Source organism: Magnetococcales bacterium (assembly GCA_015228815.1).
GTDB lineage: Bacteria > Pseudomonadota > Magnetococcia > Magnetococcales > UBA8363 > UBA8363.
The window spans coordinates 17,865-42,522 of record JADGCV010000034.1 but is presented as its reverse complement, the minus strand read 5'-3'; the positions used below and the strand labels follow the sequence as shown (position 1 = coordinate 42,522).

The following is a 24,658-nucleotide window of genomic DNA, read 5'->3' as shown; positions in this document are numbered from 1 at the left end:
GAGGCCCAGGAGATGACGCCGGAATATGTCATGGGCCTGGGTGAGGATCTGTTCAAGTTCATGCTTGATGTAATGCCGGAGGAGAAAATATTTTCCCTGCCAAAATTCGAGCATCGTCTGGTCCAGGAACATCGGGAGGGCCTTCGGGAAGGCCTTCGGGAAGGTCTTCGGGAAGGTGAGATGCGCACCTTGCTTCGCCAGATTCAGCGACGGTTCGGCGCTTCCGTGCCGGATTGGGTGCAAGCCCGGCTGGCCCAGGCGGACCTGGAAACCCTGGAGCGGTGGACGGAGCGCATTTTGGAGGAGCAATCAATAGAGGATGTTTTTCAATAGGCTATAATGAAATAGTTTCGCCGCGATGGCCTTGCAAGGCGACCGAAACGCTTTTTGTATCCACAGTGAATATGGCAAACTTGCGTTACTTGGAGTGAACGTTGGCCCCCCCCCCCCGGGTTTGTTTGCGGCAACGGCATGAATGGAACCTTGAGAGATGGCGGAACCGATCCTGATTTTCGATACCACGCTGCGCGACGGTGAGCAATCCCCCGGCGCCTCGATGAACATCGAGGAAAAGCTGCGTATTGCCCGACAACTGGAACGGTTGCGGGTGGATGTGATCGAGGCGGGTTTTCCCATTGCCTCGGTGGGTGATTTTGAATCGGTTCGGGAGGTGGCCCACCACATCCGCGGATGCAGTGTTGCCGGACTGGCCCGGGCCCGGTTCGAGGATATCGATCGCGCCTGGGAGGCGTTGTCCAAAGGGACCGATCCGCGCATTCACACCTTCATTGCCACCAGTCCCATCCATCGCCGGCACAAACTCGGCATGGATCAGGATCAGGTTGTCGAGGCGGCGGTGGCGGCAGTGCGGCATGCGGTTCGCTATACGTCGAATGTCGAATGGTCCGCGGAGGATGCCGGGCGGACCGAACTGGAATTTCTCTGCCGCATCGTCGAAGCGGTCATCGCGGCGGGGGCGCGAACGGTCAATATTCCCGATACGGTGGGCTATACCATGCCGGAGGAATTTGGTGCCCGGATCGCCCATCTGATGAACCATGTCCCCAATATCCACAAGGCGGTGGTTTCGGTTCACTGTCACAACGATCTGGGTCTGGCGGTGGCCAATTCATTGGCGGCGGTGGCCAACGGCGCGCGCCAGGTGGAGTGTACCATCAACGGCCTGGGTGAACGGGCAGGCAATGCCGCGTTGGAAGAGGTGGTCATGGCCCTCCGGACCCGGCGCGATCATCTCCCCTTTCACGACCTTGAAACGCGCATCGAAACGACGGAAATCATCCGTTCCTCGCGGCTGGTTTCGGCCATTACCGGTTTTCCGGTGCAACCGAACAAGGCCATCGTCGGCGCCAACGCCTTCGCCCACGAATCGGGCATCCATCAGGACGGGGTCCTGAAGGAGGTGACCACCTACGAAATCATGACCCCCGCATCGATCGGTCTGGCGACCAACCGCATGGTCCTGGGAAAACATTCGGGACGGCATGCCTTCAAGGAACGGCTCAAGGAACTGGGGTATGAACTGGACGATCGGCAACTGGATCGATCCTTCCGCCGTTTCAAGGGGTTGGCGGACATGAAGCAGGAACTGTTCGACGAAGACATCCTCGCCCTGGTGGACGACGAGGTCATTCGCGAGGATGACCATTATCGGTTGGTCAAACTGCATGTCGTCTCGGGAATGCAGGACACTCCGATGGCCGCGGTCGCGATTCAGGCGGGGAGCGAAACGGTCCTTGAAACGACCCGGACCGGGGTCGGACCGATCGATGCCGTCTTCCAGGCGATTCACCAATTGATCCCCGAGGCGGGCGCGGCCCGGCTGAACCTGTATCAGGTGAGCGCCGTGACTCAGGGGATGGATGCCCAGGGGGTGGTGACGGTGCGTCTGGAACAGGGAGGCCGTTTGGTTCAGGGTCAGGGGGCGGACAACGATGTCATCGTCGCCTCGGCCCGGGCGTTTATCAATGCGCTCAACAAACTGGTCTGCCGGGACACGCTTTTGCAAAAGGGAATTTAAGGGACAGTCTTTTCCTGGTCGGAGTTTTCCCGGGATCCCCCCAGATCCCCCGGATCCCGAATACAGGTTCGCTCGAATTGGCACGGCCTTTGTAGGATCATCAGGGTCAGGGATTCGACGACGTGGACCCCATACAAATCAAGACAAGGAGCCCAGTATGAGCATCCGCCGCGTGGGAAAGACCGATTCGCCCGCTTCCGGTTCGATCTCTTCCGCAAAGAGCCGTGGTATCGATGGCATCAAGGGGGAAATTTTTGCCCGTCATCTGGCCGATGTTGCCGGGGCCCAGGAGACCGAGGCAGTCGAGACGGTCACGGCCATTGGACCTGTCGCGGCCACGGGTGATCGGGAACCGACCTCGCATCAACGCCGGGAACAACTGCTGCAAACCGGGGAACTTCTCGATTCCCTGGCCGCCCTGGGTCGGGACCTGGAAGGGACAGGGGGGCGCAACGATTCCCTGGCCAACATGCAATTGCGGACCCATCTGCGCAAGACCCGGGACAATGCCCTCCGGACCCTCTCGGCGACTCCGACCTCCGGTCTGGAACGCGACTTGTTGCATCGGACGACGGTTTTGGCCACGGTGGAACTGGCAAAAAGCGATCGGGGGGATTATAAGTAGATTTCCTGGTTCTCCGCAGCGCCCGCATGTCCCCCGACAGGCAGCCCGGCAGAATCCAATGCCTTCGACGTGGCGCGTGAATGACTCTGAACCGTATCCGAAACTTTTCCATCATTGCCCATATCGACCATGGGAAGAGCACTCTTGCCGACCGCCTGATCGAACGGACCGGGGCGATGGAGCTGCGCGACATGTCCAACCAGGTGCTCGACAGCATGGACCTGGAACGAGAACGCGGCATCACCATCAAAGCCCAGTCGGCCCGGTTGCGCTATGTTGCCCAGGACGGTGAAACCTACATCCTCAATTTGATCGATACTCCGGGCCATGTCGATTTCTCTTATGAAGTCTCCCGGTCGCTCGCCGCCTGCGAAGGGGCGCTCCTGGTGGTGGACGCAGCCCAGGGAGTCGAGGCCCAGACCCTGGCGAACGTCTACCTGGCCATGGAAAACAATCTGGAAATCGTCCCGGTCATCAACAAGATTGATCTCCCTTCCGCCGATCCCGAACGGGTCCGGGCCCAGATCGAGGAGGTGATCGGTCTGGATGCCTCCCATGCGATCGAATGTTCCGCCAAGTCGGGAATCGGCATCGATGACATCCTCGAAGCGATCGTTCGGCGGATGCCCCCGCCCAAGGGCGATCCGGAAGGGCCGCTCAAGGCGTTGATCGTCGATTCCTGGTATGACAATTACCTGGGGGTGGTCGCTCTGGTTCGGGTCTACGAAGGGACCCTTTCGACACAAAAACGGATTGAAAGCCGTACCCGCAAGATTCGTCTCATGAGTTCCGGGCTTGAATACGCCCTGGACCGCATCGCCGTCGTCACCCCCCGCGTCGTCGATGTCGAAACCCTGGGCGCGGGGGAAGTGGGACTGGTGATCGCCGGGATCAAGGAGTTGTCCCAGGCGCGGGTGGGGGATACCATCACCGATGCCGCACGGCCTGCCGGCGAACGTCTTCCCGGTTTCAAGGCGGTCAAGCCCATGGTCTTCGCCGGACTCTATCCGGTGGATTCCGCCGCCTTCGAGGGGCTCAAGGAGGCCCTGGAAAAACTTTCCCTCAACGACTCGGCCATCATCTACGAGGCGGAGTCCTCTCCTGCCCTCGGATTTGGTTTCCGGTGCGGTTTTCTGGGCATGTTGCACATGGAAATCGTCCAGGAACGCCTGGAACGCGAGTTTGATCTGGAACTGGTCACAACCGCTCCCAGCGTGGTCTACCGTGTCGTTCTGACCAACGGAACCGTGATGGAAGTGGACAATCCCGCCAATCTGCCGCCCACCAACCATTGGAATGTCATCGAGGAACCCTTCGTCAAGACCTCCATCATGGCCCCCGCGGAATACATGGGGCCGGTCATGCAGTTGTGCAACGAACGCCGCGGTGTGCAACGCGACATCGTCTATGTCTCCGATACCCGGGTCCTGATCCAGTTTGAAATGCCGCTCAATGAAATCGTCATGGATTTTCATGATCGTCTCAAGTCGATCACCCGGGGCTATGCATCCATGGATTATGAATGGCTTGAATATCGTCCCGGTCCACTGGTCAAATTGGATGTCTTGATCAACGGTGATCCGGTGGATGCCCTTTCGAGCATCGTTCATCGCGACAAGTCGCAGTCCAAGGGGCGCGATCTTGCAAAAAAAATGAAGGAAATCATTCATCGGCAAATGTTCGAGGTGTCCATTCAGGCAGCCATCGGCGCCAAGATCATCGCCCGGGAAACGGTCAAGGCATTGCGAAAGAATGTCACCGCCAAATGTTATGGCGGTGACGTGACACGAAAAAGAAAACTCTTGGAAAAACAAAAGGCCGGGAAAAAACGGATGAAACAGGTGGGAAAGGTGGAAATCCCACAGGAAGCCTTCCTGGCCGTCCTCAAGGTCGAATAGGTGATGTGACGTGGATTCCAACAAGGGGGAACCCAAGGCAACGGGGATCAGACATCTGTGGCATGCGGCAATGTTCATCATCGCCGGCATTTACATGCTGGGAAGCTACAGCACCATCGGCGAAGGGGTCGAGGAAGGGTCCTTTCCCTGGGGACCGGTGGTGGCGGTGGCGCTTCTGGTGACAGGGGGGCTCTTCGCGTGGCGGGGACGATGGTTTCTGCAAAGAGACCCCACCGTCGTCGAATATTATGAAGCGATCGTCCTGGCGGTCGGGATCGCCCTTCTGGTGCGCACCTTCATCATCGAACCGTTCAAGATTCCTTCGGGTTCGATGATTCCCACCCTGTTGGTGGGCGACTATCTGTTCGTGAGCAAATTCGCTTATGGCCACCGCATTCCCTTTACCCGGGATCGTTTATTCATGGGGGATGGTCCCAAAAGGGGGGACATCGCGGTCTTCGAATATCCGCGCGACCCTACCAAGGATTACATCAAACGCATCATCGGTCTTCCCGGGGATCGGATCGTCTATCAGGACAAGCGTCTTTATATCAACGATCAACCCGTCGCCTATGAAGGGGCGGGTACGTATACCTACCGCAACGAGCGGGGCGCCGAGGTTGAATCGGCGCTTTTCGACGAACGCATTCAGGATGCGTCTCATTCCATCCTGGTCCGTCCCTTTTCCTTTTCCGATCAAATCACCGATGAGGTGGTGCCACCGGGACACTATTTCGTCATGGGGGATAATCGCGACAACAGCAATGACAGCCGTTTTTGGGGGTTTGTCCCCGCCCATCGTCTCGTGGGACGCGCCCTGGCCATTTTCTGGTCCTGGGATGATCAGAATGGCCGGCTGCGTTGGGAACGGCTCGGGACCCTGGTCCGATGAATCCGATGTCCGTTTTCGCAAATCGCCCCTCCGGAGTCTGCTCGAAAGAAGGAGTCGGTTCATGGCCAGATTGATGTTGCTTGGGGGAGTTCTCGGGCTGCTGTTGACGTTTCTCGGCAAGGCGGGACCTGGAATCTATGATTATTACGTACTCAAGGACCTGGCCGATCGTGTGGTGCTCGATTATGCCAATCTGCCGCTGCAGGAGGTGATGCGTCGCGTCAATTTTGAACTGGATCGCTCGAATATAACAACCACCAAGGAGACCTTCCAATTCCGGGAAACCAAATATGGATACCAGGTCGTCGTTACCCAGCGCATTCCTCTTTCGCTTGAAGTTGGCGGAACGACGTTTGTCGTGCCCGGATATGAAGAAATGGTTCTGCGCTATGAAGCGGGCCAATGATTGAATGTCATGACGCAATTCGATGAGCCAACAGGCGAAGGACGACCGGGGGTGGAGGAAGATTTACGGAATCTGGAAGCCCTTCTGGGCTACGTTTTTTCCGACAAGGCACTGTTGCAGTTGGCTTTGACCCATCGGTCGGCCCCAAGATCCGTCGATTCCCGGGTGGAGGACCCCGGAGGTAACAATCATAACGAACGGTTGGAATTTTTGGGAGATGCGGTGCTCGACCTGGCGGTTTCCGCCCTCCTCTATCACCATTTTCCCAAGGCTTCGGAAGGGTTGTTGTCTACCTGGCGCGCATCGCTGGTCAATACCCGGACCCTGGGGGATCTGGGTGAAGAACTTCTTCTGGGCGACCATCTTCGAATGGGCAAGGGGGAGGATCTCAGTGGCGGCAGGAAAAAACCATCGATTCTGGGCAACAGCATCGAGGCGGTATTCGGGGCCATCTATCTGGATGGTGGATACGATGCGGTTTTGCGTGTGACGGCGGAAAAACTTGGTTCACGTATTCGAAAATTAAAGGATGGTCGCTGGGATAAGGACTACAAAACCTTGTTGCAGGAAAAACTTCAAGGAATGGGCCGTTCTTTGCCTCAATATCGGGTGGTTCGGGTCAGCGGTGCTCCTCATGACCGTCTTTTTCAGGTGGAATGCTTCGTGAAAGGGCAGGAACCGGGGATCGGTACGGGACAATCCAAGAGGATGGCCGAACAGACCGCTGCGGCACAGGTTTTTGGTACTCTGGTCCAGAGTTTGGCGGAAAAGGAACGATTCGAATAAAATTTTTTTATGGATTCTTTCCCGAATTCATCCCCTCGTAACGGTGTTCCAGGGCCAGACGTCTGAGAAGATGGAGGGCGATCTGGCTGGATTGAAGGCGGACCTGATCGCGGGATCCGGTGAAGCAGGCCTTGTGTTCCAGGGTCGTGCCCTTGCGGGAGACTGCGGCAAGGTAGACGGTGCCGACAGGTTTGTCGGAAGTTCCGCCATCGGGACCGGCGATGCCGGTGACCGAAACGGCCAGATCGGTCCCGGCGGAACGGAGCGCATTTCTGGCCATGCTCAGTGCCACCTCGGGGCTGACCGCGCCGCAGCGTTCGATCAGGACGTCGGCGACATCGAGGTGACGGTTCTTGGCCAGGTTGGAGTAGGTCACGAAACCGGCCATCAGGTAATGGCTGCTGCCCGCCACGGAGGAAAGCCGGGCCGCGACCAGACCGGCGGTGCAGGATTCGGCGACGGCGACGGTCAGTTTGGTGTCACGCAACATTTGACCACAGATTTCTTCCAGTGGCCGCGGGTTCAGGGCATAAAGGCGGGTTCCGAGAAGTGAACGCATCCGGTTGCGGAATTCTTCCCCGATGACGGAGGACATCATGACGGCACAATCGCCATCGGGGAGGTGACGTACCTGGAACTGGGCCACTTCGTCATCCGCCGTATTCTGGGGAAGATTGAGGTTTTGCCCATGGGATTCGACCAGCCAGCAGACATCGAAGCGGGGACGACGAAAATGTTCCTCTTCATGAAGGAGGGTCCGGACGACATGGATCAATTCCATCCGCAGATTCCAGAGCGGTCGTTCGAAAAAGGCGACGATGCGTCCCCGGCGGCGAATGACGAAGCCACTGGGAATTCCCGAGGGATCGTAGAGGGGGCGGGCGCCGACGACGCGCAGGCGATCGGAGGCGGGACCATCCAATCCCAGGGAGAGTCCAAGGTTGGACAGGACGGAACGGCGCAGTCTTCCATGGGTATTGCGTGTATCCGCCTGGATCAGGATCAGGCCGAAGGATTCTTCGACATCGCCAGGATCGAAAGGGGAATCGGGTTCCAGTTCGCGGATGACGATTTCGGAATAACCCAGGCATTGGAGGAGCAGGTCCAGATGGGGCCGCCCCGAAGCGGGGTAGATCGATTTGGATTCGCTCCATTGCGGCAAAACCAGGAGACACTTCATGCGGACACCTTGATGAAGGTTGATAAGGTCACCACCAGCCAGGCGTAGACGCCCGCCGCCAGGTCATCGGCCATGATACCCCATCCTCCGGGTAAAGTCCTGTCCAACCAGCCCACGGGCCAGGGTTTCCAGATGTCGAAGACGCGAAACGCCAGAAATCCGATGAGGAGCCAGACCCATCCTTCCGGGGCGCCAATCATGGTCAACATCATTCCCGCCATTTCATCGATCACGACCTCTCCGGGGTCCTTGTCCTGAAGGATCGACTGCGCCCGGGCAGCGGCCCAGGTGCCGATGACGATGATGAAACCCAGGGCCAGTACATGCCAGAGCGTTCCCACGACGAGTGCCAGGTGGCACAAGGGAAGGCTGACCAGTGAACCCATGGTTCCTGGCGCTTTGCCCCATCGACCGACACCTCCGAGGGTGGCGATCCCAAGGGCCAGATGATCCGTGAAACGATTGACCATGGTCCGGGCGCTCCTGATTCGATCGAGACATGATACCCAAAAAAACATCATGAAACACTGGATTTTTTTATTCGATGGTCGGAATCGGGCCAGGGATGGAAAAAGAAGGAGAAATTTCGTTGCGCAATGATTGCCGCTCAGGATAGCCTCGGTCGAACCGAAGACGAAAACAGGGTCGATCCATGGGGGCGCATGTGTCCGACAGGGCGGTCGGGAACGACCGTGGAATTGATGATTCGATTGAAAATTCAATGGAATGTACCTGGGGCGATCGATGCGTGACCTGTTATTGACTCTGATCGTCTTTGGCTCCCTTCCGCTGATTTTCGTTCGCCCGCATTATGGGGTGTACATGTGGGCTTGGTTGACCTACATGACCCCGCACCGGTTGGCATGGGGTTTTGCCTACGATTTCAGATTTAATTACTTTGTTGCCCTTGTCACGATCCTGGCCATGTTTCGTTCCGGGGAGGTACGAAAAGGGATTCCTTTTGTGTCCCCGGTATTTTTCTGGATTCTGTTTATTTTTTGGACAACGGTGACAGCCATGAACGCCCTGGAACCGGGGGCGGCATGGGCCGAATGGGACCGTTTCGTCAAGATCCAGGTCTTGGTCGTCGTCACCTACATTCTGATCAAGGAAAAAAAGCAGATTATCACGCTCATAGCAATCATTGCCATTTCCATCGGTTTTTTTGGTTTCAAGGGAGGGTTGTTCACGCTCATCAAGGGGGGCTATTTCCGGGTGATGGGGCCCGAATATTCATTCATTGCCGATAATAATACCTTCGCCCTGGCCCTGAACATGACGTTGCCCTTGTCTGTTTATTTCATGATTGAATCAAAGAAACTGATTGTCCGTTTGGGGTTGCTGGGGCATAATTTTTTATGTGTTCTTGCCATTTTCGGCAGTTATTCCCGGGGAGGTCTGGTGGCCCTGATCTCCATGGGAACGGTGTTCTGGATTTTTTCGCGGAAAAAAGTGAAGGCTATTGCCATAATGGTATTCATTGTTCCGTTGGCCGTTTCGATGATGCCGGATCGATGGGTCAATCGTGTCAGTCCCATGCTCGAATCATTGAACATGTCTTTCATTCTCGCGTCGTTCCCCTTGAAATCATTGTTTCTCAATGACTTGGAATTGCCAATGGCGGTTTCGGAAGCGATTGTCATGATTGATGAACTGGGGCCAAAAAAAGGATTGATCAAGGATGATGCCGAGATTCTACAGGATCTCTCGGTCATTGGTCGCTTCAATGCCTGGGCCATGGCCCGGGCATTGGCCAAGGATCGTCCGTTCCTTGGGGGAGGGTTCGGAGCGTTCACTCAGGGAGTTTTCGATCGTTATACGCCGGGTGTTTTTCGGCATGATGCCCATTCGATCTACTTCGAGGTCTTGGCCGAACAGGGCTATGTGGGGCTTTTCATTTGGATATTCATGCATTTGACCAGTCTCAGGTGCGGTTGGTGGGTGGTTTCCCGGTGTCGCAAGGATCCGGAACTGTCCTGGAGTGCCACTCTGGCAAAAATGGTCATGCTGGGCTTTGTCGGCTATTACACCGCCGGGATTTCCCTTGGATTGGCCTACTACGATCTTCCCTATCATTATATGAGTATTATTGTTATTTTGTACTGGATGGCAAAGAAAACATTCAAGATCCGGAATGACGTAAGCCATGAAACTTCTGGTGAACGACGTTCAGCAATGCGGCATGTTTTTCCGGTGCGGTTGTCCGCGGAGCGGTCCTTATCCTGAATTGGGCCCCCCGATGGATAGGGACCCGGGGAAGGTCTTGAATCGCTGGCTTGGGGCCGGAAAGATCACGGTGGCATTCTTCGGTAGGCGTGACGACTTCGGGAAACATTTTTCGGTTTTGGTCGGAAGGTGCTTTTCATTGAATTGACCTTCCTCCATTTTCCCTGCATCATGACGATCTGGAGGCGAACCTTTTCTTAATGGTCCGTCTTGTTTCCAGGCCGGTTTCGCAAGAGTTGGCCTGGCGGAGCCAATCCTTCGGCGACCTTCATGAAACCTGAACAACACGTCGAGGAACTCGTCAATCTGTCCCGGACCAGACTTGGCGTGGAGGCGGGCCATCGCGTTCTGGATGCGGCGACGATGGCGATGGCATTTCATCAGGGTCAGACCAGGAAGGTCGATGGCGGACCGTATGTCAGTCACTGCCTCAGTGTCGCCTACAATATTCTGTCGTGGGGGCTCAACGACGATGTGGCTGTTTGCGCTGCCCTGCTGCACGATGCCGTCGAGGATGCCCCTCCCGAGGCCAACGCCCGGCAAAAGATCGAGCAGTTCGATCCCGATGTCTTGCGCCTGGTGTTGGCCCTTTCGAAAATTCGCAACCTGCAAACCGGGGCCGGGGACCTGCCCGCGACCTATCGGCGCATTCTCCAGTCGGCATCGAAGGACCTGCGGGTATTGATCATCAAAACCTTCGATGTGTACCACAACGCCGAAACCCTGTACGTCCACGGTCCCGACAAGGCGAGGAACAAGGCCAGCCTTTCCCTGATCTATGTCGGGGTTGCCCGGAGGCTGGGGATGATCACCCTGGCCGATGCCATCATCGATCGGATCTTGCCGTTCCTGATGCCGGTACAGAATCGCCAGGCGCGAAAGATCCTCGACGAGCTGATCCTGAAGGGGCGTTCGAGCATGGATCAGTTGAGCCGGCATCTGAAACAGGTGCTTGGTGAACATCTGGCCCATGATTTTACCATTGAGGGCAAGACCCTTTCCGATTTTTTCTGCCTGTCGGAAAAACCGGGGACCGGGCATCTGATGCGGGTGGGATGGCCGGTGTACCGGATTCGGCTGTTGGTCGCCGACGATGACGCGGCGTGGCGGGTACTGGGCAAGATGCACGCTTTGTTCGGTCCACTGCCCCGGCATGTGCGCGATTACATGAACGCCCCGAGGGTCAATGGTTTTCGCGCCTTGACCAGTCGCATCCTTTGGGAAGGCAATCCCATCAACATCCAGGTGGTGCGTAAACACGACGACCTGGCCAACCGCATGGGGGTGTTGGCGGAATGGGGCGTCAGTGGACCCGATCCGGCCAAGTATATGCGTCTTTTGGCAACCCTGGGCGACAGCGATCTGCGCATGTCGGAGGTACATGCCCATGTCCTGCCCGATCTTCTGGATGTCTATACGCCCAAGGGAGACCGACATACGTTTCCGGTGGGGGCCGTGGTATTGGATTTTGCCTACATGATTCACACCGATCTGGGGCATCGCTGCATCGGGGCCAAGGTCAACGAGATTCCGCGGGCGGCCGATTATCCGTTGCAGGATGGTGATGTCGTGCGGATTCTGACCGCCAGAAACGGTTGGCCACAGCGTTCCTGGCTGCAAAGTGTCAAGACAGCCCGGGCGCGTACCCTGATCAAACAGGCGCTCAAAAGCGGTCGCTCCACCCTGAAGGGGATCAATCGCAGCACCTCCGGCACCTTCCAGATGACCTCCCTGACGGGCGAGGACATCCGTTGGTCCACCTGCTGTCTTGCGGTCCCACCGGATGCAATCGTCGGTCGTCTGTCGGAAGATGGCCTGTGGATCGTGCATCGTCGGGATTGCCCCCGGATTCATCCCGACGAGTGGGAAAAGGGGCACTGGGATTTGAGCAATACCCAGGTTTCCCTGCACGTTTCCTTCAACGTGCAGCACCAGGCGGGGGCTTTATTGCAGGTCCTTGAATTGTTGGCCCGGATGGACATCAATGGTAAATCCATCTCGGGAAAAAGTCGTTCCGGGGGGCTTTATACCATTGGCATGGACCTGGGAGGTCAGGGACTGGAGATTCTTGGACAGACACTCCTCGAATTGCCGCGGTTGCCGGCGGTTCGGGAGATCTTAAAGTATCGCTGGACCTGACGGAGCGATTTTTCTTTCAGCCCAACAATCAAGTATGGTGGACCCTGGAAATGACCACGGCGTTGATCATGATCCATCGGATCGATCGAGGCGATCCTGGAGCATGAGGGCATCGAGAAAATATTTGGTCGCCCAGTTGGGGTATCCTGCCGTCATGTAGCCGCCGAGAAACATGGGATGGGATCCGGCCAGGGCGCCACGAATTCCGGGGTGGGGGGTGGTGATGTCTTGCAGTCCCTTCAGGAAATCGACGAGGCGGTCACCGTATTCCCGATGGTGGCGCTGACCGGCGATTTCATGGAGGCGATAGCAGACGATGGCGATCTGGGCGCTGCCGGTAAGACAGCTGGAATGTCCCACCGGTCGCCAACGTTCGTCGAAGCGACCGTGCAGAAAACCGCGGGAATCGATACGGGCGAGCAGAGGTTCCAGTCCGCGGGAGGCCGAATGGATCATTTCGGCGTCGTTGGCTGCTGCGCCGACCTCCAGCAACCCCTGAAGCGTGTAACCGATCGTATGGGTCAGTGGTGCCTCGGGACGGGTCAGATCGTTCTGGGCAAACCAGCCGTTGGCCTGTTGTCGCGACATGGCCGCCCGGGCCGATTTCAGGGCTGCCCGGCGGTATCCCTCATGGTTTTGGAGGACGCCCAGACGATAGAGTGGCCAGGCGCACAGAACATTGTAGGTCTTGATGCGATCCTGGCGGACAAACGGGCCATGGGTGCGGAAATGGCCGTCCGCTCCCTGGTCGGCGACGAGAAAATCCGCCGCCTTCGTCGCCGCACGGGCCAGGGTGTCGTTCCATTCCCGATGCAACAGGGCGGTCCATCCCTGCAACACCATGCCGGTATTGAATACCGCCGGAGCCTGACGGGATGCCTCCACCACCATCCCTCCCTGAACCGCTCCGGAGGGCATCTGGATGGCTGCTTCCCACAATCCCATGATTCGGGCCCGTTTCTTTGCCTCCGGGCACTGAAACGCATCGGCGTATTCCAGGAGCGTGACGATGATGTAGCCCGTGGTTTCAGGATAAGAAGGCCGCCAGATCGTGTTGCCCTCGTCCATCGGAAAACAACCCATGGACACGCCATCATCGGTGGTGGCATCCTGGGCGCGAAACAGCCAGTTCAGAGCTTCGTTTGCGCGGAGTGCCGTTTCTCCATGTACCCGGATTTCCTTCCGGCGCAGAAATTTCCACTGATCCTCAATGGCCAACCGCTTGAATTCATGGTCGGAAAGGTTGCCCAGCCGCCTCAGGCGCGACAGGTGCCCCCTCAGGGTCCAATACCGGTCGCGCCATCCTTCCACGATGGGGAGCGGAAATCGCCTTTTTTCAACGGAGTCTTCGGACATCGAAACCTTGCCTTGCCGGAAAGTGGAAATGTCGGGGCTTGTCCAATAGAAAAACAAATTTGTTGCCATGACGACATCGTTGCATGATACTGCCAGGAAAGACTTCGGAAAAATTCCGTCCATGTTTGCATGATTCGTCGGGCAATGCCATGATCCTGCCCGATGCCAATACAATTCTTGAGGAGAATCCTTTCATGCCAGTGACCTTGACCCAGAATGCCAGCAGGAAACTCGGTTCCCTTCTGGCCGAAGAGAACAACCCAAATCTGAAGTTGCGCATTTTTGTCTCCGGAGGTGGCTGTTCCGGATTTCAGTATGGTTTCACCTTTGACGAAAATCAGGAAGACAACGATGCCTTGATCGAATCGGAGGGCGTGAAGGTTCTGGTGGATCCGATGTCGGGCAATTATCTGCGTGGAGCGGAGGTCGATTTTGTCGAGGATCTCAACGGATCCCAGTTTGTCATCAAGAATCCCAATGCCGCCAGTTCCTGCGGTTGTGGCAAATCCTTCACTCCGAACACGTCGGGCGGCTGCGCCAATTCTTGAGACGATGCGTCATGTTCCCGGTCCCGGATCCTTTTGCTGCTATTGGCAAGGGTTCGGGACTGGGTGATGTACGTGTGGAATGTTCCTGGTAGTGTCCCTCGCGTCGTTTGACCGGTTTTTCTTGCTCTCCGTGGATATGTTTGCTGTTCACCCGTCCTCTTCAGCGTTTGATTCATGATGGATCACCCCTTTGAGGGCGCCGATTCGTTTCGGCGGACTTGCATATTATGCAAACTGGCCCCATATAGTGGAAAACAAGCAGACAGGACGTGCTGCTGTTCGCCCGCTGGCCATTTACGCAAGGACGAAGTTCATGTCAGACGATCCAAAGAATCCAGAGGTTTCCGAAACGGTGGACAAGGTGGTTGAAGAGCCGGAAACCGGGGAAAGCCGGGAGCGTGAACCGGATGCAACGACGGAAGACAATGGTGTCAGGGATTCGGGTGTGCCATCCGAGTCGCAACCGGGGGTACCATCCCAATCCGCCGCATCGGCGCAAAACCATCCGCCCGCCCGGCTTGATGACCTGTTGCCAGCGCAACTGGTGATCTATCCACTGGGGGGACGCCCTTTTTTCCCTGGCATGCTGACGCCGATACAGGTTGAAGGATCGCCCTATTACGACACCATCCGTTATGCCCTGGATACGCCGGGCAAGATGTTCGGCATCGTATTGTCCCATGCCGAGGATGGAGAAAAGGTGTTCGACGCGGGGCAGTTGTTCCGTTTTGGTACGGTCGCCCGCATCATGGAGGCGGCGGTCAACGAGGAGAACAAACAGGTCAAGCTCCTGGCGGAGGGGATCTCCCGTTTCGAGATCAGCGGTATCGAAAAAGCGGAACCGCCGATCGTCGCCCGGGTGCTCCATCATGAAAAGACGCCCGCCAATTTTGATGCGGAGGTCATCAAACCCTACACCCTGGCGGTGATCAGTTCCCTCAAGGAAATCCTGAAGTACGATTCGCTGTATCAGGAACAGGTCAAGATGTTCCTGTCGCGGCACAACTTTGGCGAGCCCGACCGTTTGGCCGATTTTGTCGCCTCGATGACCAGTTCCCGGCGCGAGGAACTCCAGGAGGTTCTGGAAACGCTCGACATCCGCGAACGTCTTGAGAAAGTGCTGGTGCTTCTCAAGAAGGAACTGGAAATGGTCAAGGTTCAGGACAAGATTTCCAAGCAGGTCGAGGAGGGCATATCGGAACATCAGCGTCATTTCTTTTTGCGGGAGCAACTCAAGGAGATTCAGAAGGAACTCGGCATCACCAAGGACGACCGTACCGCCGATGTCGAGCAGTTCCGGGAGCGGTTGAAAAAACTGACCCTGCCCGAGGAGGCGGAAAAGAAGATCGACGACGAGTTGGACAAACTGTCGGTATTGGAGACCGGTTCTTCCGAATACGGGGTGACGCGCAACTATGTCGATTGGCTGACCAGCCTGCCCTGGGGGGTTTATTCCAAGGACAAACTTGACATCAAGCGGGCGCGAAAAATACTCAACCGCGATCACGATGGCCTGGACGATGTCAAGGAGCGCATCCTTGAATTTTTGGCCGTGGGCAAGCTCAAGGGGGAGATCGGCGGGTCGATCATTCTTCTGGTTGGACCGCCAGGGGTCGGCAAGACATCGATTGGTCGTTCGGTGGCCCAGGCAGTGGGACGGGAATTTTTCCGGTTTTCGGTTGGCGGGATGCGAGACGAGGCGGAAATCAAGGGGCATCGCCGCACCTATGTCGGAGCGATGCCCGGCAAGGTGATGCAGGCCTTGCGTTTGAAGAAAGTCGCCAATCCGATCATCATGCTCGATGAGGTGGACAAGATCGGTGCCAGTTATCAGGGGGACCCGGCGTCGGCGTTGCTGGAGGTGCTGGATCCGGAACAAAACACGGAATTCCTCGACCATTATGTGGATGTCCGATTCGACCTGTCGAAAATATTGTTCATCTGCACCGCCAACCAGCTCGACACCATTCCGCGTCCCTTGATGGATCGGATGGAGGTGATTCGTTTGTCGGGATACATCAGCGAGGAGAAGGTCAACATTTCCCGCAACCATCTCATACCCAAGCAGTTGCAGAAGAATGGTTTGACGCGGGATCATCTGCGTTTTTCGCGGGATGCGCTGCGTACCATCATCGAGGGTTACGCCCGTGAGGCGGGGGTGCGGCGTCTGGAACAAAAGATCGGCGCCATCGCCCGCAAGGCGGCGGTACGGATTCTCGAATCCAACGCCCAGACGCCGATCCATGTGGGGCAGAACCAGGTGGTCGATTTTCTGGGGAAACCTGATTTTCGTGATGAAAAGCCGTTTTCCGGGGTTGGAATCGTGACGGGACTGGCCTGGACTTCCATGGGCGGGGCAACCCTGGATGTGGAAGCGGTGGTCTATGGGACAGGCAAGTCACGGTTTTCACTGACCGGAAAGTTGGGCGAGGTGATGAAGGAATCGGCGGAGATTGCCTATCATTACATATTGGCCCAATGCAAGGCGTTGGGGGGCGATGTGGCATTGTTGGAAGAGAAGATGATTCATCTTCATGTTCCCGAGGGCGCCACTCCCAAGGATGGCCCCTCGGCGGGGGTGACGATGGCGACGGCACTCCTGTCCCTGGCCCAAAATGTACCGGTTTCGCGACAGTTGGCCATGACGGGAGAGATCACCTTGACGGGACAGGTGTTGGCAGTGGGGGGGATTCGCGAAAAGGTCATCGCTGCCCGCCGGGTCGGATTGCGGGAATTGATTCTGCCGGAGGCCAACCGCAAGGATTACGAAGAGGTCCCCGAATACATTCGCGAAGGGTTTACCGTTCACTTCGTCACAAAGTATCCCCAGGTCCCCAAACTTGTTTTCGAATAAACCTGTTGATACCGGATCCGGGCGAATCATGGAAAGGTTGATGCGTCCCGGGCCTGCCCCGGTCGCGTTGCGGTTCGAATCGCAACGCGACCGGGGATCAGGTCAGGATTACTTCGCCGCGGGAGCGGGCGTCTGTTCGGTAGCCATGATGCCGGAGTGGCAATGAGGTTGAACACCGACGTGGACATAATGGTCGTAATGACCGTAATAGCCGTGACAATGGGTATGGGTCTTGATGGGATTGGGTACATCAAGAACGTAGGCGATCGGACGGACGAGGGCGCGCACCGGCCAGGGATCATGCCACAGGGTCAATCCCAGGGCGGAACCGGCAAGGATGGTCGCCGTGACGACATCGGCCTTGGCAGGGGTCGCGGCGGTAAAGCTGGATCCGACAAACATGGCACCCGCCAGAGACAGAACGGCGAGGGTTGAAACGTTTGACATCTTTCTCATCGTGATTACCCCATATTTTAGTAGTTTTTGAATGGTGTTGTCTGTTGAAGGGATTTGATGGCGCCGGTCAGGACAGCCTGGACTTTGAGTCCCGGTCACGAATCATCGCTCTTTCGCGGGAACGTCTGCCAATCATTTTCATCGTTGGAAATCATTTTTTCTCGGCATGATGTTGGTGATGGGGGCAGGAGCAGGCGCCGGGGGGACAGGTACACTGGGCGCTGGCTTCCTTGCAGTGGGGGCAGGTACAGACCTTGCCCATCATGGGGCTGGAAATTCCGTAAAAGTAGCTGTAGCCAGAGTACCCATGCCAGGCATGAGGATGGTAACCGACGACTCCTTTTTCGTGGACCTGGAAAAGCTGGGTTCCGACGCTGCCCAGTTGGGTGAAGCCGGGTTGGTTGTGCCATTGGGTCCACCCTCCCGATTTCCAATCTCCAGGATGGGCGTGGTGGGTATGGGGTATGGCATCGTGGTAGGGGACGTGGGCCTGGGTGACGTCCGCGAATCCCACTGCGGCGAACGCACCGGCGGCGATGGCCAGAGTGACGATTTTCATGTCCGAACTCCCTCTTGCTGAATGGCTGTAAGCAGGTCAGGGAAAAATTATCGAAGATCGGGGCAAACCACAAGTGGCTAAATTGAAAATTTTTTTAAATTACAGACAATTGATTAATGAAATGATGAATAATTCACTCTAAGAAAACGAAAACCAATGGAGAAAGGTATTAACGGAACTATGTGCAGGGGGATTGATGGACATCGGATCGACAATCCTGATGCCTCGGCGTTTGTCGCCATTCGTGCTGACGGAGCGGTGTTTCATAAAAAATTGGATTATTGATCGTTGGTGCGATATGTTTTCCCGCAGCCGATCGAATGGTGGACCGGCATCCGTTGAAAGGATTGAAAACATGACATGGCCTTTCCAGAAGGGAATTCTTGAGGAGATTCCCAGTCACGGACGTGCCGTCGAACTTGAGGCAATTCCTGGGGGCGATGTCGTCTCGGTTCTCGGCGCCTTGAAAAACTTGCCGGGCGATGGTCGTTTCGTGATTGGCCTCGGTCCGGGGTTGATTCGGGGATTGAATCGTGCAGTTCCTGGATTGCGCCCCTTTTCCGCCATGACCGGACCCGGCGTGACGGTCCCCGCCACCCAGGCCGATCTCTGGTGCTGGGGGCGTGGCGAGGATCCAGGTCATGTGCTTCATGATACACGCGCCTTCCTGGCGCGGGTGGGCGCGGCCTTCCGACCTGTTCGCGCGATCGATCTGTTCAAGTACGACCGGGGCCTGGATCTGACCGGTTATGAGGATGGCACCGAAAACCCGAAGGATGACGATGCCCGATCCACCGCCATCCTTTCGGGATGTGGACCCGGCCTGGACGGGTCGAGTTTTGTCGCGGTCCAGCAATGGCGCTCCGATTTGACCCGATTCGAATCCTTCTCCAGGGATCGACAGGACCACATCATCGGTCGTCGCCGTGATGACAATGAGGAAATCGGCGATGCACCGCAATCGGCGCATGTCAAACGGACCGCCCAGGAAAGTTTCGATCCCACCGCCTTTGTCGTGCGTCGGTCCATGCCCTGGGCCAACGAATCGGGTGCCGGGTTGATGTTCATCGCTTTTGGCCGGTCCCTGGATCCCTTTGAAGCGCAACTTCGACGCATGACCGGTCTGGAGGACGGGATTACCGACGCCCTGTTCCAGTTTACCCGCCCCCTGACAGGCAGTTGTTTCTGGTGTCCCCCGGTCGATAAGGATGGCCTTGATCTTTCGGCCATCGGCATGTGATGCGATCCCGGATCCATGACCGTCCGCGGATCAGCGATACGGCGCCATGATCAAAAGGTGACCGATTGCGGCATCGCGGTATCCATGTGGGTTCCGGACAGATAGAGCATTTTTTCGTTTGTTCTCCGTTTTACCAGGCCCGGCAGTGTCACCTTGGCACCGTTGACGGTGCATTTGACCCACCGGTCGAATTCGTTGGCCGCGCCGAGATAATCGCCACTATTCAACTTTTTCAAAAGAGTGCTTTCCGAAAGGCTGCCCGCGCCCAGATTGAACGTAAAGCTGACCAGGGCGCCAAACTGTTCATCCGACAGACCAACGTTGACATAGTGTTCGACCTGGTCGGAAACGATACTCAAATCCTTGAGCAACAACTTCTCCGCCTCATCCTTGGTGATGGTTTTTTTGTTCGCTACATCCGCCGGTGTGACGCCCTTGGTATGCCCGTAGCCAATCGTCGGAATATGTGCCGGACAATAATAGGCGGTCAGATAACATCCTTCGGCATTCTTGATCAGGTCGATCGCCTCCTGGCAAACGGTTCTTGTCATCGATTGATTCTCCTGTTGCCATCAATTGGGTTGGAAACCGGGTTGTAAGGGATGAAAAAAATCCCACTGGAATATGAATAACACAAAAAAAATGAAATGACAGCGTTATTTTCCGTTCGATCATCATAGGATGGTGTTTAAGACAATGGATAACCGTCACAGAAATGGTGCGATGACCGGGCCGGTTTCGGCGACGAGAAAGAAGGTTACAGATCCTTGAGATTGTTCTTGATCTGCATCAGGATTTCCGCCTGATCGAACAGCAGGTCCACAAGGGTTGGATCGAAATGCCGCCCTTTCTCTTCGTGGAAGAATGCCATCACTCGATCCATGGGCCACGCCTTGCGATAGCAGCGGTCGGAGGACAGGGCGTCAAAGACATCGGCAATGGCGGTGATGCGGGCAAAGATGTGAATCCGGTCTCCCTTGAGTCCTTGAGGATACCCGGTGCCATCCCAACGTTCATGGTGCTGGTAGGCGATGATGGAACCCGCCTTGAGGATCGAACGCGATGAATTCTTGAGAATGTCGTTTCCGATGCGGGCATGTTCCTGCATGATGCGGCGCTCTTCGGGATCGAGGGGGCCTTGTTTGTTGAGGATGGGGTCGGGAATGCCGATCTTGCCGAGGTCATGCAGGGGCGAGGACATGTACAAAATGTCCGCCTCCGCCTCCTCCAGACCCAGTTTCGATGCCAGAAGTTTCGAAATCAGGGCGACCCGGCGCACATGGTGTCCCGTCTCCTGGGAACGAACCTCGATGACCTCGCCCAGAGTGAAGGTGACCTCTCTTTGGGTTTCGATGACCTCACGGTTCAACGACAGATTGTCGAAGGCAAAGGTGATGTTGGCCGAAAAAACTTCGACCAGTTTTCTTTCCAGATGACCGATCGGTTGATGCCCTTCCATGAAGATCAGATTGATCCCCAGGGCTGTTTTGAAATAACCCAGATAACAATGATCGAAAAAAAGGGAGCGTTCCTTGGCCAGGCTTTCCTCGATGCGTTTTTGCGCCTCCGCCGATACGACATTTTTGATTTCGGAACCAACGGCCTGTTCGAAGCGTCCCGTTCCAGCGTAGACACGCATCGTTCCCCGTCTGTTGGAACAGGCCAGGCAGGAAATATCGCTCTTCATGCCGTTGTGTTCCAGTCCGATGATCGCTGCCAGTTGCGTCAGGATGCCGCTGGCCAGGGTCTTGATCGAATTGGGTTTGAACAAATCTTCCGTCGCGCCGATGATTCGAGTCAGTCCCTTGCGCATGTTTTCCAGGGCGCGAAGGTCACGATACGAACGAAGGGCGGACAGGATCGACGTGACGAGACCTTGACCGGTCAGGAAGGATTTCTCCTTGTAGTCATTGATTTCGTATTGCGAGAAAACTTCTTCTTCCGGGGCGTTTCCCGGCTGTCCCGTGCGAATGATGATCCGTATGAAATGGTTCTGCATTTCATCCCGTACATGCCGGACCACATCCAGTCCGGCGCTTTCGACCTCCATGACCACATCCAGAAGCAGAATCGCCGCATCGGGATGCTCGTGAAGCAGGCGAACCGCTTCGGCTCCGGAGGTCCCGAACAAAAGTTGAACCGGCCTTCCTTCGAACGAGAACCGGCGCAATACAAGACGGGTAATGGCATGGACCTCCACTTCGTCATCGACGACGATGATCTTCCAGACGGGCGCCTGGGATTGAAGATCCCGGTCGATGACCTGGTTCGGCGGTGGACCGTTCTCCGTGGCGTGGGACTCTTCGATGGAAAAAAGGGGGGCTTCCGCGGTCATGATGTTTCCTCCTGGCAGGAGTCGGGGTCCAGCGGAAGGTGGATCTCCATCAGGGTTCCCTGACCTGGATTGCTGATGCAGCGTATCGTTCCTTTCAAGGTTTGGGTGACAAGGTTGAAAACGATGTGCATTCCCAAACCACTGCCGCCGCGATGCCGTGCCGTCGTGAAGAAGGGTTCGAACACACGTTGTCGGACACTCTCGTCCATTCCATGGCCATTGTCGGAATATTGGAAAAGAACTTCTTGATGACGCGGTTCGATCCTGAAGAAAATCTCTCCCTCCTCGATTTCATGGAAGCCATGCATGAGGGAGTTGACGACAAAATTGCTGACCACCTGGGAAAATGCCCCTGGAAAACTGGTTATTTCCAGAGTCTCGGGGCAATCGACGGTGATCTTGTGTCGCGTCTTCTTCAAATGGGGACGAAGACTGAGCAATGTCTGTTGAATGCATTCATGGAGACGAAATTTTCGTTTTGTTTCACTGGTACGGTCCACGGCAACCTGTTTGAAACTTCGTACAAGGTCCGCAGCCCGATTCAGATTTTGCAAAATCATCTGCGTCGATTCCGTGACATCCTGGAAATAGTTTTCCAGTTCGGATTTTTTCAAGGTGCCATCGGAAAAATGGGCGGCGCATTTTTGACTTTCCTGTTTCAGAAAGGAGGCGGCGGTGACGCTCGATCCGACGGGGGTGTTGATTTCGTGGGCGACCCCGGCAACCAGGTTGCCCAGGGAGGCCATCTTTTCCGCCTCGACCAGTTGCGCCTGGGTCCGTTTGACGACGATCAGGGATTGTTGCAAGGCAAAATTGGTGTCTTGCAATTCCTCCTGTCGGGCGATTTCACGCCGTCTGGAGCGGAGGATCTCGTCGATCATCCACTGAAATTGTTCGCCCATGATCAATAATTGGTCCCCTTTGGCGACATTTTGTTTTTTCAGTCCCAATTGGGCGATGGCGCTTCCGATCATCCCTTCGGTGAATGTCGTCAATTTCCGGGTCAGGAAGAAAACCAGCGCAAAGAATACCAACGAAAGTGTCCAATAACCAATCGCCCGTTTTTTGCGCTCGTCATGAATGACCTCGTTGATGATCCGGGACAGGTCATCCTTGGAGACCAGGGTGGCAAAATGGATGGGGACATCGATGGAAAAGTTGTAATCAAGAAATCTTTTTCCGAACACATCGTATTTTTTTTCAAGTTGTTCCAGGGTGGCCCCGACATGAATTTTCTCAGGGTGATCACTTGCAAACACCTTGGTATCGTTACCGTTGATCAGGGCCACGATGCTGTCCGAGTTGGAACGGGTATGGAAAAGGGTGAGAAAATGATCGTCCATGGCGATGACCGATACAATGAACGCATCCGGTTGCGTGGAACTTTTCCTGCCCAGGGTTCCACTGCCGTTGATCAGATAAATCGTTCCATCGCCGTCGGAGACGATATGGCTGTGCTCGTCTGTCCCAAGGAGGTGTGGAATCAATGTCTTCGTGACGCTGTCCGGCAGTTCCAGGCGCGATTCGTCCATGGTAAAGAATTCCCGAACCCTTTTCCGGTCATCCAGTAACAACATGAATGATGATGCGAGCAAATGGCGCATGATCGATGGAAGCGGCAACCATGGGGGTCGATTTTCCCCATTCCATGAGCGAATGGAAGTCGGGGGCTGACGCCATTCTTCCCTTTTTTCCCTGGTCCAGTCGATCAGCGGGGCCAGATGGGATAACAGTCGTACCGATTGTTCCTGTTTCCTGATGAATTCATCGAAAAGAAGGCGGTCATGATGTGCCTGGATTTCCAGGGTGCGCATTTGTTCCTGGCGGAAGGTTTCGCGGAGCAACGACGATTGCCACAGGTCGGTCAAAATCCAGAATCCCAAACCCATCGTGATCGACACGAACAACGCCTTGGCGGTCAAGGTCGTTCTTCGCCAAAGGATCGGCCAGAATTTGTTGGGTGTTTCGGAAATGGAGGCCATCATGGCGCTCCGATCAGCTCGTCGTCCTTGAATTTCCATCCCTGTTTTTTCAGTTCGCTGGCTGGAACCACATGATGCTCGGGATTGATCCGGTGGGCCTGGGCCAGGAGAAAACGGACCAGTTCCTGGGCTTTCGGATTGGCTGTGGCCGCGGAGGTCCAGGTGGAGACGTTATAGACCCAGTAGAAGGGATATTTTCCAGAGGCCACGGCCTTGGGGTCATGAGGGTCCCGATCATCGACCCGAATGGCTCGGACCGATGTTCTATACTTGGGATCATTGATGATTTCCCAATTTTCAAGATAACCGATACTGCCATGGTTGTTCGCCACGCTGATCACCATGTCGAGAATGGTCCCGACTTCCTTGACCCGGGGACCAAACAAATCTTCGTTGTCCAGAATCAGTCGCCAGTGTCCCGGTCGGGTTTTGCAATGGAGCCGGGTGACCGGACGGATGATGCTGTCCCTGGGAAAATGTTCGCCAACTCCCGGTATCTGCCCCCATCGCGTCAACGTTCCCCGAAAAATATCCCGGATCGTCGCCGCCGGAAGTGATTCCACCGGATCGGAGGCATGGACAAGGATGGCCATCGGCGAGATGCCGATGGTATGCCAACGAAGTCCGGGCAGACGGTCCATGATCCCGGCGGGACAGCAGGATCCGCCAATATCCACCTCCTTGCGCCGGATCCCCTCGGCGGCGGGGCCACACGTTCCTTCGCGCACCGAAACCCGGATCCCGTGATTCCGGGAAAACTCTTCCACCAGGGGCCGCAAACCCGGATGGATGTTCTGGTCCAACAGCAGCGCCACTTCAACGCCCCGGTCACTTTCCTGATGACGGATCGGCTGGCGTTTCCATTCCTCCGTCTGTTCCAGAATCGCGTCGGGATCGGAAAAGGCCAATCCTTTCAGAACCTCCGGTTCCTCGGGAAGGCTCCAGCCCGGTTGCGTCATTTTCAGGAGTATGAAAACCGCGAACAGCCCCAGACTGAAAAATGAAGGCTTCATGGCAGCTCCTGGTCGCTGTTGGCTCAATGCCACGGAGAAACGAATTCTAAAGACGGATCCCGATCTGCAAAAACACTAGTTTGACTGTGTTAAAATAAATTTATAGACGATTGTGACGTATTATC

Annotated in this window: 21 protein-coding genes; 12 read left to right on the top strand and 9 right to left on the bottom strand. The window is 56.0% G+C overall.

Features of this window, described 5'->3' with window-relative positions; translation table 11 throughout:
- Positions 1 to 30: 30 nt before the first annotated feature.
- The 7 genes from HQL76_13795 to rnc all read left to right on the top strand — a co-directional run bounded on the left by HQL76_13795 (position 31) and on the right by rnc (position 6,645).
- Positions 31 to 333: a DUF4351 domain-containing protein gene (locus HQL76_13795; GenBank protein ID MBF0110238.1), complete on the top strand. Its 303-nt coding sequence runs from the start codon at positions 31 to 33 to the stop codon at positions 331 to 333.
- A gap of 157 nt (positions 334 to 490) precedes the next feature.
- Positions 491 to 2,038, top strand: a complete 1,548-nt coding sequence (locus HQL76_13790) for a 2-isopropylmalate synthase (protein MBF0110237.1) — start codon at positions 491 to 493, stop codon at positions 2,036 to 2,038.
- A 157-nt stretch (positions 2,039 to 2,195) separates the two neighbouring features.
- On the top strand, positions 2,196 to 2,663 hold the full coding sequence (locus HQL76_13785) for a hypothetical protein (protein MBF0110236.1): 468 nt from the start codon (positions 2,196 to 2,198) through the stop codon (positions 2,661 to 2,663).
- Positions 2,664 to 2,743: 80 nt separating this feature from the next.
- Positions 2,744 to 4,561 (top strand): elongation factor 4, encoded by a 1,818-nt coding sequence (gene lepA, locus HQL76_13780; protein ID MBF0110235.1) that lies wholly within the window; start codon positions 2,744 to 2,746, stop codon positions 4,559 to 4,561.
- Positions 4,562 to 4,655: 94 nt separating this feature from the next.
- Positions 4,656 to 5,453 carry a signal peptidase I gene (gene lepB / locus HQL76_13775; GenBank protein ID MBF0110234.1) on the top strand — a complete coding sequence of 266 codons (798 nt, stop codon included), beginning with the start codon at positions 4,656 to 4,658 and terminating at the stop codon, positions 5,451 to 5,453.
- Positions 5,454 to 5,514: 61 nt separating this feature from the next.
- A complete protein-coding gene (locus tag HQL76_13770; protein ID MBF0110233.1) occupies positions 5,515 to 5,859 on the top strand; it encodes a hypothetical protein in 345 nt (114 codons plus the stop codon).
- Between the two features lie 9 nt (positions 5,860 to 5,868).
- On the top strand, positions 5,869 to 6,645 hold the full coding sequence (gene rnc, locus HQL76_13765; GenBank protein MBF0110232.1) for a ribonuclease III: 777 nt from the start codon (positions 5,869 to 5,871) through the stop codon (positions 6,643 to 6,645).
- A 7-nt stretch (positions 6,646 to 6,652) separates the two neighbouring features.
- On the opposite strand, the gene HQL76_13760 is transcribed toward rnc, so the two are convergent.
- Both HQL76_13760 and HQL76_13755 read right to left on the bottom strand, forming a co-directional pair.
- Positions 6,653 to 7,825, bottom strand: a complete 1,173-nt coding sequence (locus HQL76_13760; protein MBF0110231.1) for a CinA family protein — start codon at positions 7,823 to 7,825, stop codon at positions 6,653 to 6,655.
- On the bottom strand, positions 7,822 to 8,295 hold the full coding sequence (locus tag HQL76_13755) for a phosphatidylglycerophosphatase A (protein ID MBF0110230.1): 474 nt from the start codon (positions 8,293 to 8,295) through the stop codon (positions 7,822 to 7,824). The genes HQL76_13760 and HQL76_13755 overlap by 4 nt, the downstream gene beginning before the upstream one ends.
- A gap of 274 nt (positions 8,296 to 8,569) precedes the next feature.
- Here HQL76_13755 and HQL76_13750 point away from each other — a divergent pair, with 274 nt between their 5' ends.
- Both HQL76_13750 and HQL76_13745 read left to right on the top strand, forming a co-directional pair.
- Entirely contained in the window at positions 8,570 to 10,051 is a 1,482-nt protein-coding gene (locus tag HQL76_13750) for a putative O-glycosylation ligase, exosortase A system-associated (GenBank protein MBF0110229.1), read from the top strand.
- A gap of 270 nt (positions 10,052 to 10,321) precedes the next feature.
- A complete protein-coding gene (locus HQL76_13745; protein MBF0110228.1) occupies positions 10,322 to 12,190 on the top strand; it encodes a bifunctional (p)ppGpp synthetase/guanosine-3',5'-bis(diphosphate) 3'-pyrophosphohydrolase in 1,869 nt (622 codons plus the stop codon).
- 66 nt (positions 12,191 to 12,256) lie between these two features.
- Here the strand turns inward: HQL76_13745 and HQL76_13740 are convergent, their stop codons facing one another.
- On the bottom strand, positions 12,257 to 13,546 hold the full coding sequence (locus HQL76_13740; GenBank protein MBF0110227.1) for a hypothetical protein: 1,290 nt from the start codon (positions 13,544 to 13,546) through the stop codon (positions 12,257 to 12,259).
- 194 nt (positions 13,547 to 13,740) lie between these two features.
- On the opposite strand from HQL76_13740, the gene erpA reads away from it, so the two are divergent.
- Together erpA and lon are read left to right on the top strand one after the other, a co-directional pair.
- Entirely contained in the window at positions 13,741 to 14,094 is a 354-nt protein-coding gene (erpA, locus tag HQL76_13735; protein MBF0110226.1) for an iron-sulfur cluster insertion protein ErpA, read from the top strand.
- A 313-nt stretch (positions 14,095 to 14,407) separates the two neighbouring features.
- A complete protein-coding gene (lon, locus tag HQL76_13730) occupies positions 14,408 to 16,948 on the top strand; it encodes an endopeptidase La (GenBank protein ID MBF0110225.1) in 2,541 nt (846 codons plus the stop codon).
- Positions 16,949 to 17,056: 108 nt separating this feature from the next.
- Here the strand turns inward: lon and HQL76_13725 are convergent, their stop codons facing one another.
- Positions 17,057 to 17,395, bottom strand: a complete 339-nt coding sequence (locus HQL76_13725) for a hypothetical protein (GenBank protein ID MBF0110224.1) — start codon at positions 17,393 to 17,395, stop codon at positions 17,057 to 17,059.
- Between the two features lie 160 nt (positions 17,396 to 17,555).
- Positions 17,556 to 17,963 (bottom strand): hypothetical protein, encoded by a 408-nt coding sequence (locus HQL76_13720; GenBank protein MBF0110223.1) that lies wholly within the window; start codon positions 17,961 to 17,963, stop codon positions 17,556 to 17,558.
- A gap of 355 nt (positions 17,964 to 18,318) precedes the next feature.
- Between HQL76_13720 and HQL76_13715 the strand changes: the two genes are divergently transcribed.
- The gene (locus HQL76_13715) at positions 18,319 to 19,203 is read left to right on the top strand and encodes a Dyp-type peroxidase (GenBank protein MBF0110222.1); all 885 of its coding nucleotides are present in this window, start codon (positions 18,319 to 18,321) and stop codon (positions 19,201 to 19,203) included.
- A 50-nt stretch (positions 19,204 to 19,253) separates the two neighbouring features.
- Here the strand turns inward: HQL76_13715 and HQL76_13710 are convergent, their stop codons facing one another.
- The 4 genes from HQL76_13710 to HQL76_13695 form a co-directional block, all read right to left on the bottom strand.
- Entirely contained in the window at positions 19,254 to 19,754 is a 501-nt protein-coding gene (locus HQL76_13710; protein ID MBF0110221.1) for a lysozyme, read from the bottom strand.
- A 206-nt stretch (positions 19,755 to 19,960) separates the two neighbouring features.
- Positions 19,961 to 21,538 carry a DUF3369 domain-containing protein gene (locus tag HQL76_13705; protein ID MBF0110220.1) on the bottom strand — a complete coding sequence of 526 codons (1,578 nt, stop codon included), beginning with the start codon at positions 21,536 to 21,538 and terminating at the stop codon, positions 19,961 to 19,963.
- Positions 21,535 to 23,523 (bottom strand): HAMP domain-containing histidine kinase, encoded by a 1,989-nt coding sequence (locus tag HQL76_13700; GenBank protein MBF0110219.1) that lies wholly within the window; start codon positions 23,521 to 23,523, stop codon positions 21,535 to 21,537. Before HQL76_13700 ends, HQL76_13705 begins: the two co-directional genes overlap by 4 nt.
- Entirely contained in the window at positions 23,520 to 24,533 is a 1,014-nt protein-coding gene (locus tag HQL76_13695) for a substrate-binding domain-containing protein (protein ID MBF0110218.1), read from the bottom strand. Before HQL76_13695 ends, HQL76_13700 begins: the two co-directional genes overlap by 4 nt.
- Positions 24,534 to 24,658: the final 125 nt, after the last annotated feature.

Excerpts from the sequence above, each read along its gene's own strand:
- rnc (MBF0110232.1), top strand. The coding sequence starts at position 5,869 with ATGACGCAATTCGATGAGCCAACAGGCGAAGGACGACCGGGGGTGGAG.
- HQL76_13750 (MBF0110229.1), top strand. The coding sequence starts at position 8,570 with ATGCGTGACCTGTTATTGACTCTGATCGTCTTTGGCTCCCTTCCGCTG.
- HQL76_13700 (MBF0110219.1), bottom strand. The coding sequence starts at position 23,523 with ATGATGGCCTCCATTTCCGAAACACCCAACAAATTCTGGCCGATCCTT.
- HQL76_13720 (MBF0110223.1), bottom strand. The coding sequence starts at position 17,963 with ATGAAAATCGTCACTCTGGCCATCGCCGCCGGTGCGTTCGCCGCAGTG.
- lon (MBF0110225.1), top strand. The coding sequence starts at position 14,408 with ATGTCAGACGATCCAAAGAATCCAGAGGTTTCCGAAACGGTGGACAAG.
- HQL76_13710 (MBF0110221.1), bottom strand. The coding sequence starts at position 19,754 with ATGACAAGAACCGTTTGCCAGGAGGCGATCGACCTGATCAAGAATGCC.
- HQL76_13740 (MBF0110227.1), bottom strand. The coding sequence starts at position 13,546 with ATGTCCGAAGACTCCGTTGAAAAAAGGCGATTTCCGCTCCCCATCGTG.
- HQL76_13795 (MBF0110238.1), top strand. The coding sequence starts at position 31 with ATGGGCCTGGGTGAGGATCTGTTCAAGTTCATGCTTGATGTAATGCCG.
- lepA (MBF0110235.1), top strand. The coding sequence starts at position 2,744 with ATGACTCTGAACCGTATCCGAAACTTTTCCATCATTGCCCATATCGAC.
- HQL76_13745 (MBF0110228.1), top strand. The coding sequence starts at position 10,322 with ATGAAACCTGAACAACACGTCGAGGAACTCGTCAATCTGTCCCGGACC.
- lepB (MBF0110234.1), top strand. The coding sequence starts at position 4,656 with ATGCTGGGAAGCTACAGCACCATCGGCGAAGGGGTCGAGGAAGGGTCC.
- erpA (MBF0110226.1), top strand. The coding sequence starts at position 13,741 with ATGCCAGTGACCTTGACCCAGAATGCCAGCAGGAAACTCGGTTCCCTT.
- HQL76_13760 (MBF0110231.1), bottom strand. The coding sequence starts at position 7,825 with ATGAAGTGTCTCCTGGTTTTGCCGCAATGGAGCGAATCCAAATCGATC.
- HQL76_13770 (MBF0110233.1), top strand. The coding sequence starts at position 5,515 with ATGGCCAGATTGATGTTGCTTGGGGGAGTTCTCGGGCTGCTGTTGACG.
- HQL76_13725 (MBF0110224.1), bottom strand. The coding sequence starts at position 17,395 with ATGTCAAACGTTTCAACCCTCGCCGTTCTGTCTCTGGCGGGTGCCATG.
- HQL76_13705 (MBF0110220.1), bottom strand. The coding sequence starts at position 21,538 with ATGACCGCGGAAGCCCCCCTTTTTTCCATCGAAGAGTCCCACGCCACG.
- HQL76_13695 (MBF0110218.1), bottom strand. The coding sequence starts at position 24,533 with ATGAAGCCTTCATTTTTCAGTCTGGGGCTGTTCGCGGTTTTCATACTC.
- HQL76_13790 (MBF0110237.1), top strand. The coding sequence starts at position 491 with ATGGCGGAACCGATCCTGATTTTCGATACCACGCTGCGCGACGGTGAG.
- HQL76_13715 (MBF0110222.1), top strand. The coding sequence starts at position 18,319 with ATGACATGGCCTTTCCAGAAGGGAATTCTTGAGGAGATTCCCAGTCAC.
- HQL76_13755 (MBF0110230.1), bottom strand. The coding sequence starts at position 8,295 with ATGGTCAATCGTTTCACGGATCATCTGGCCCTTGGGATCGCCACCCTC.
- HQL76_13785 (MBF0110236.1), top strand. The coding sequence starts at position 2,196 with ATGAGCATCCGCCGCGTGGGAAAGACCGATTCGCCCGCTTCCGGTTCG.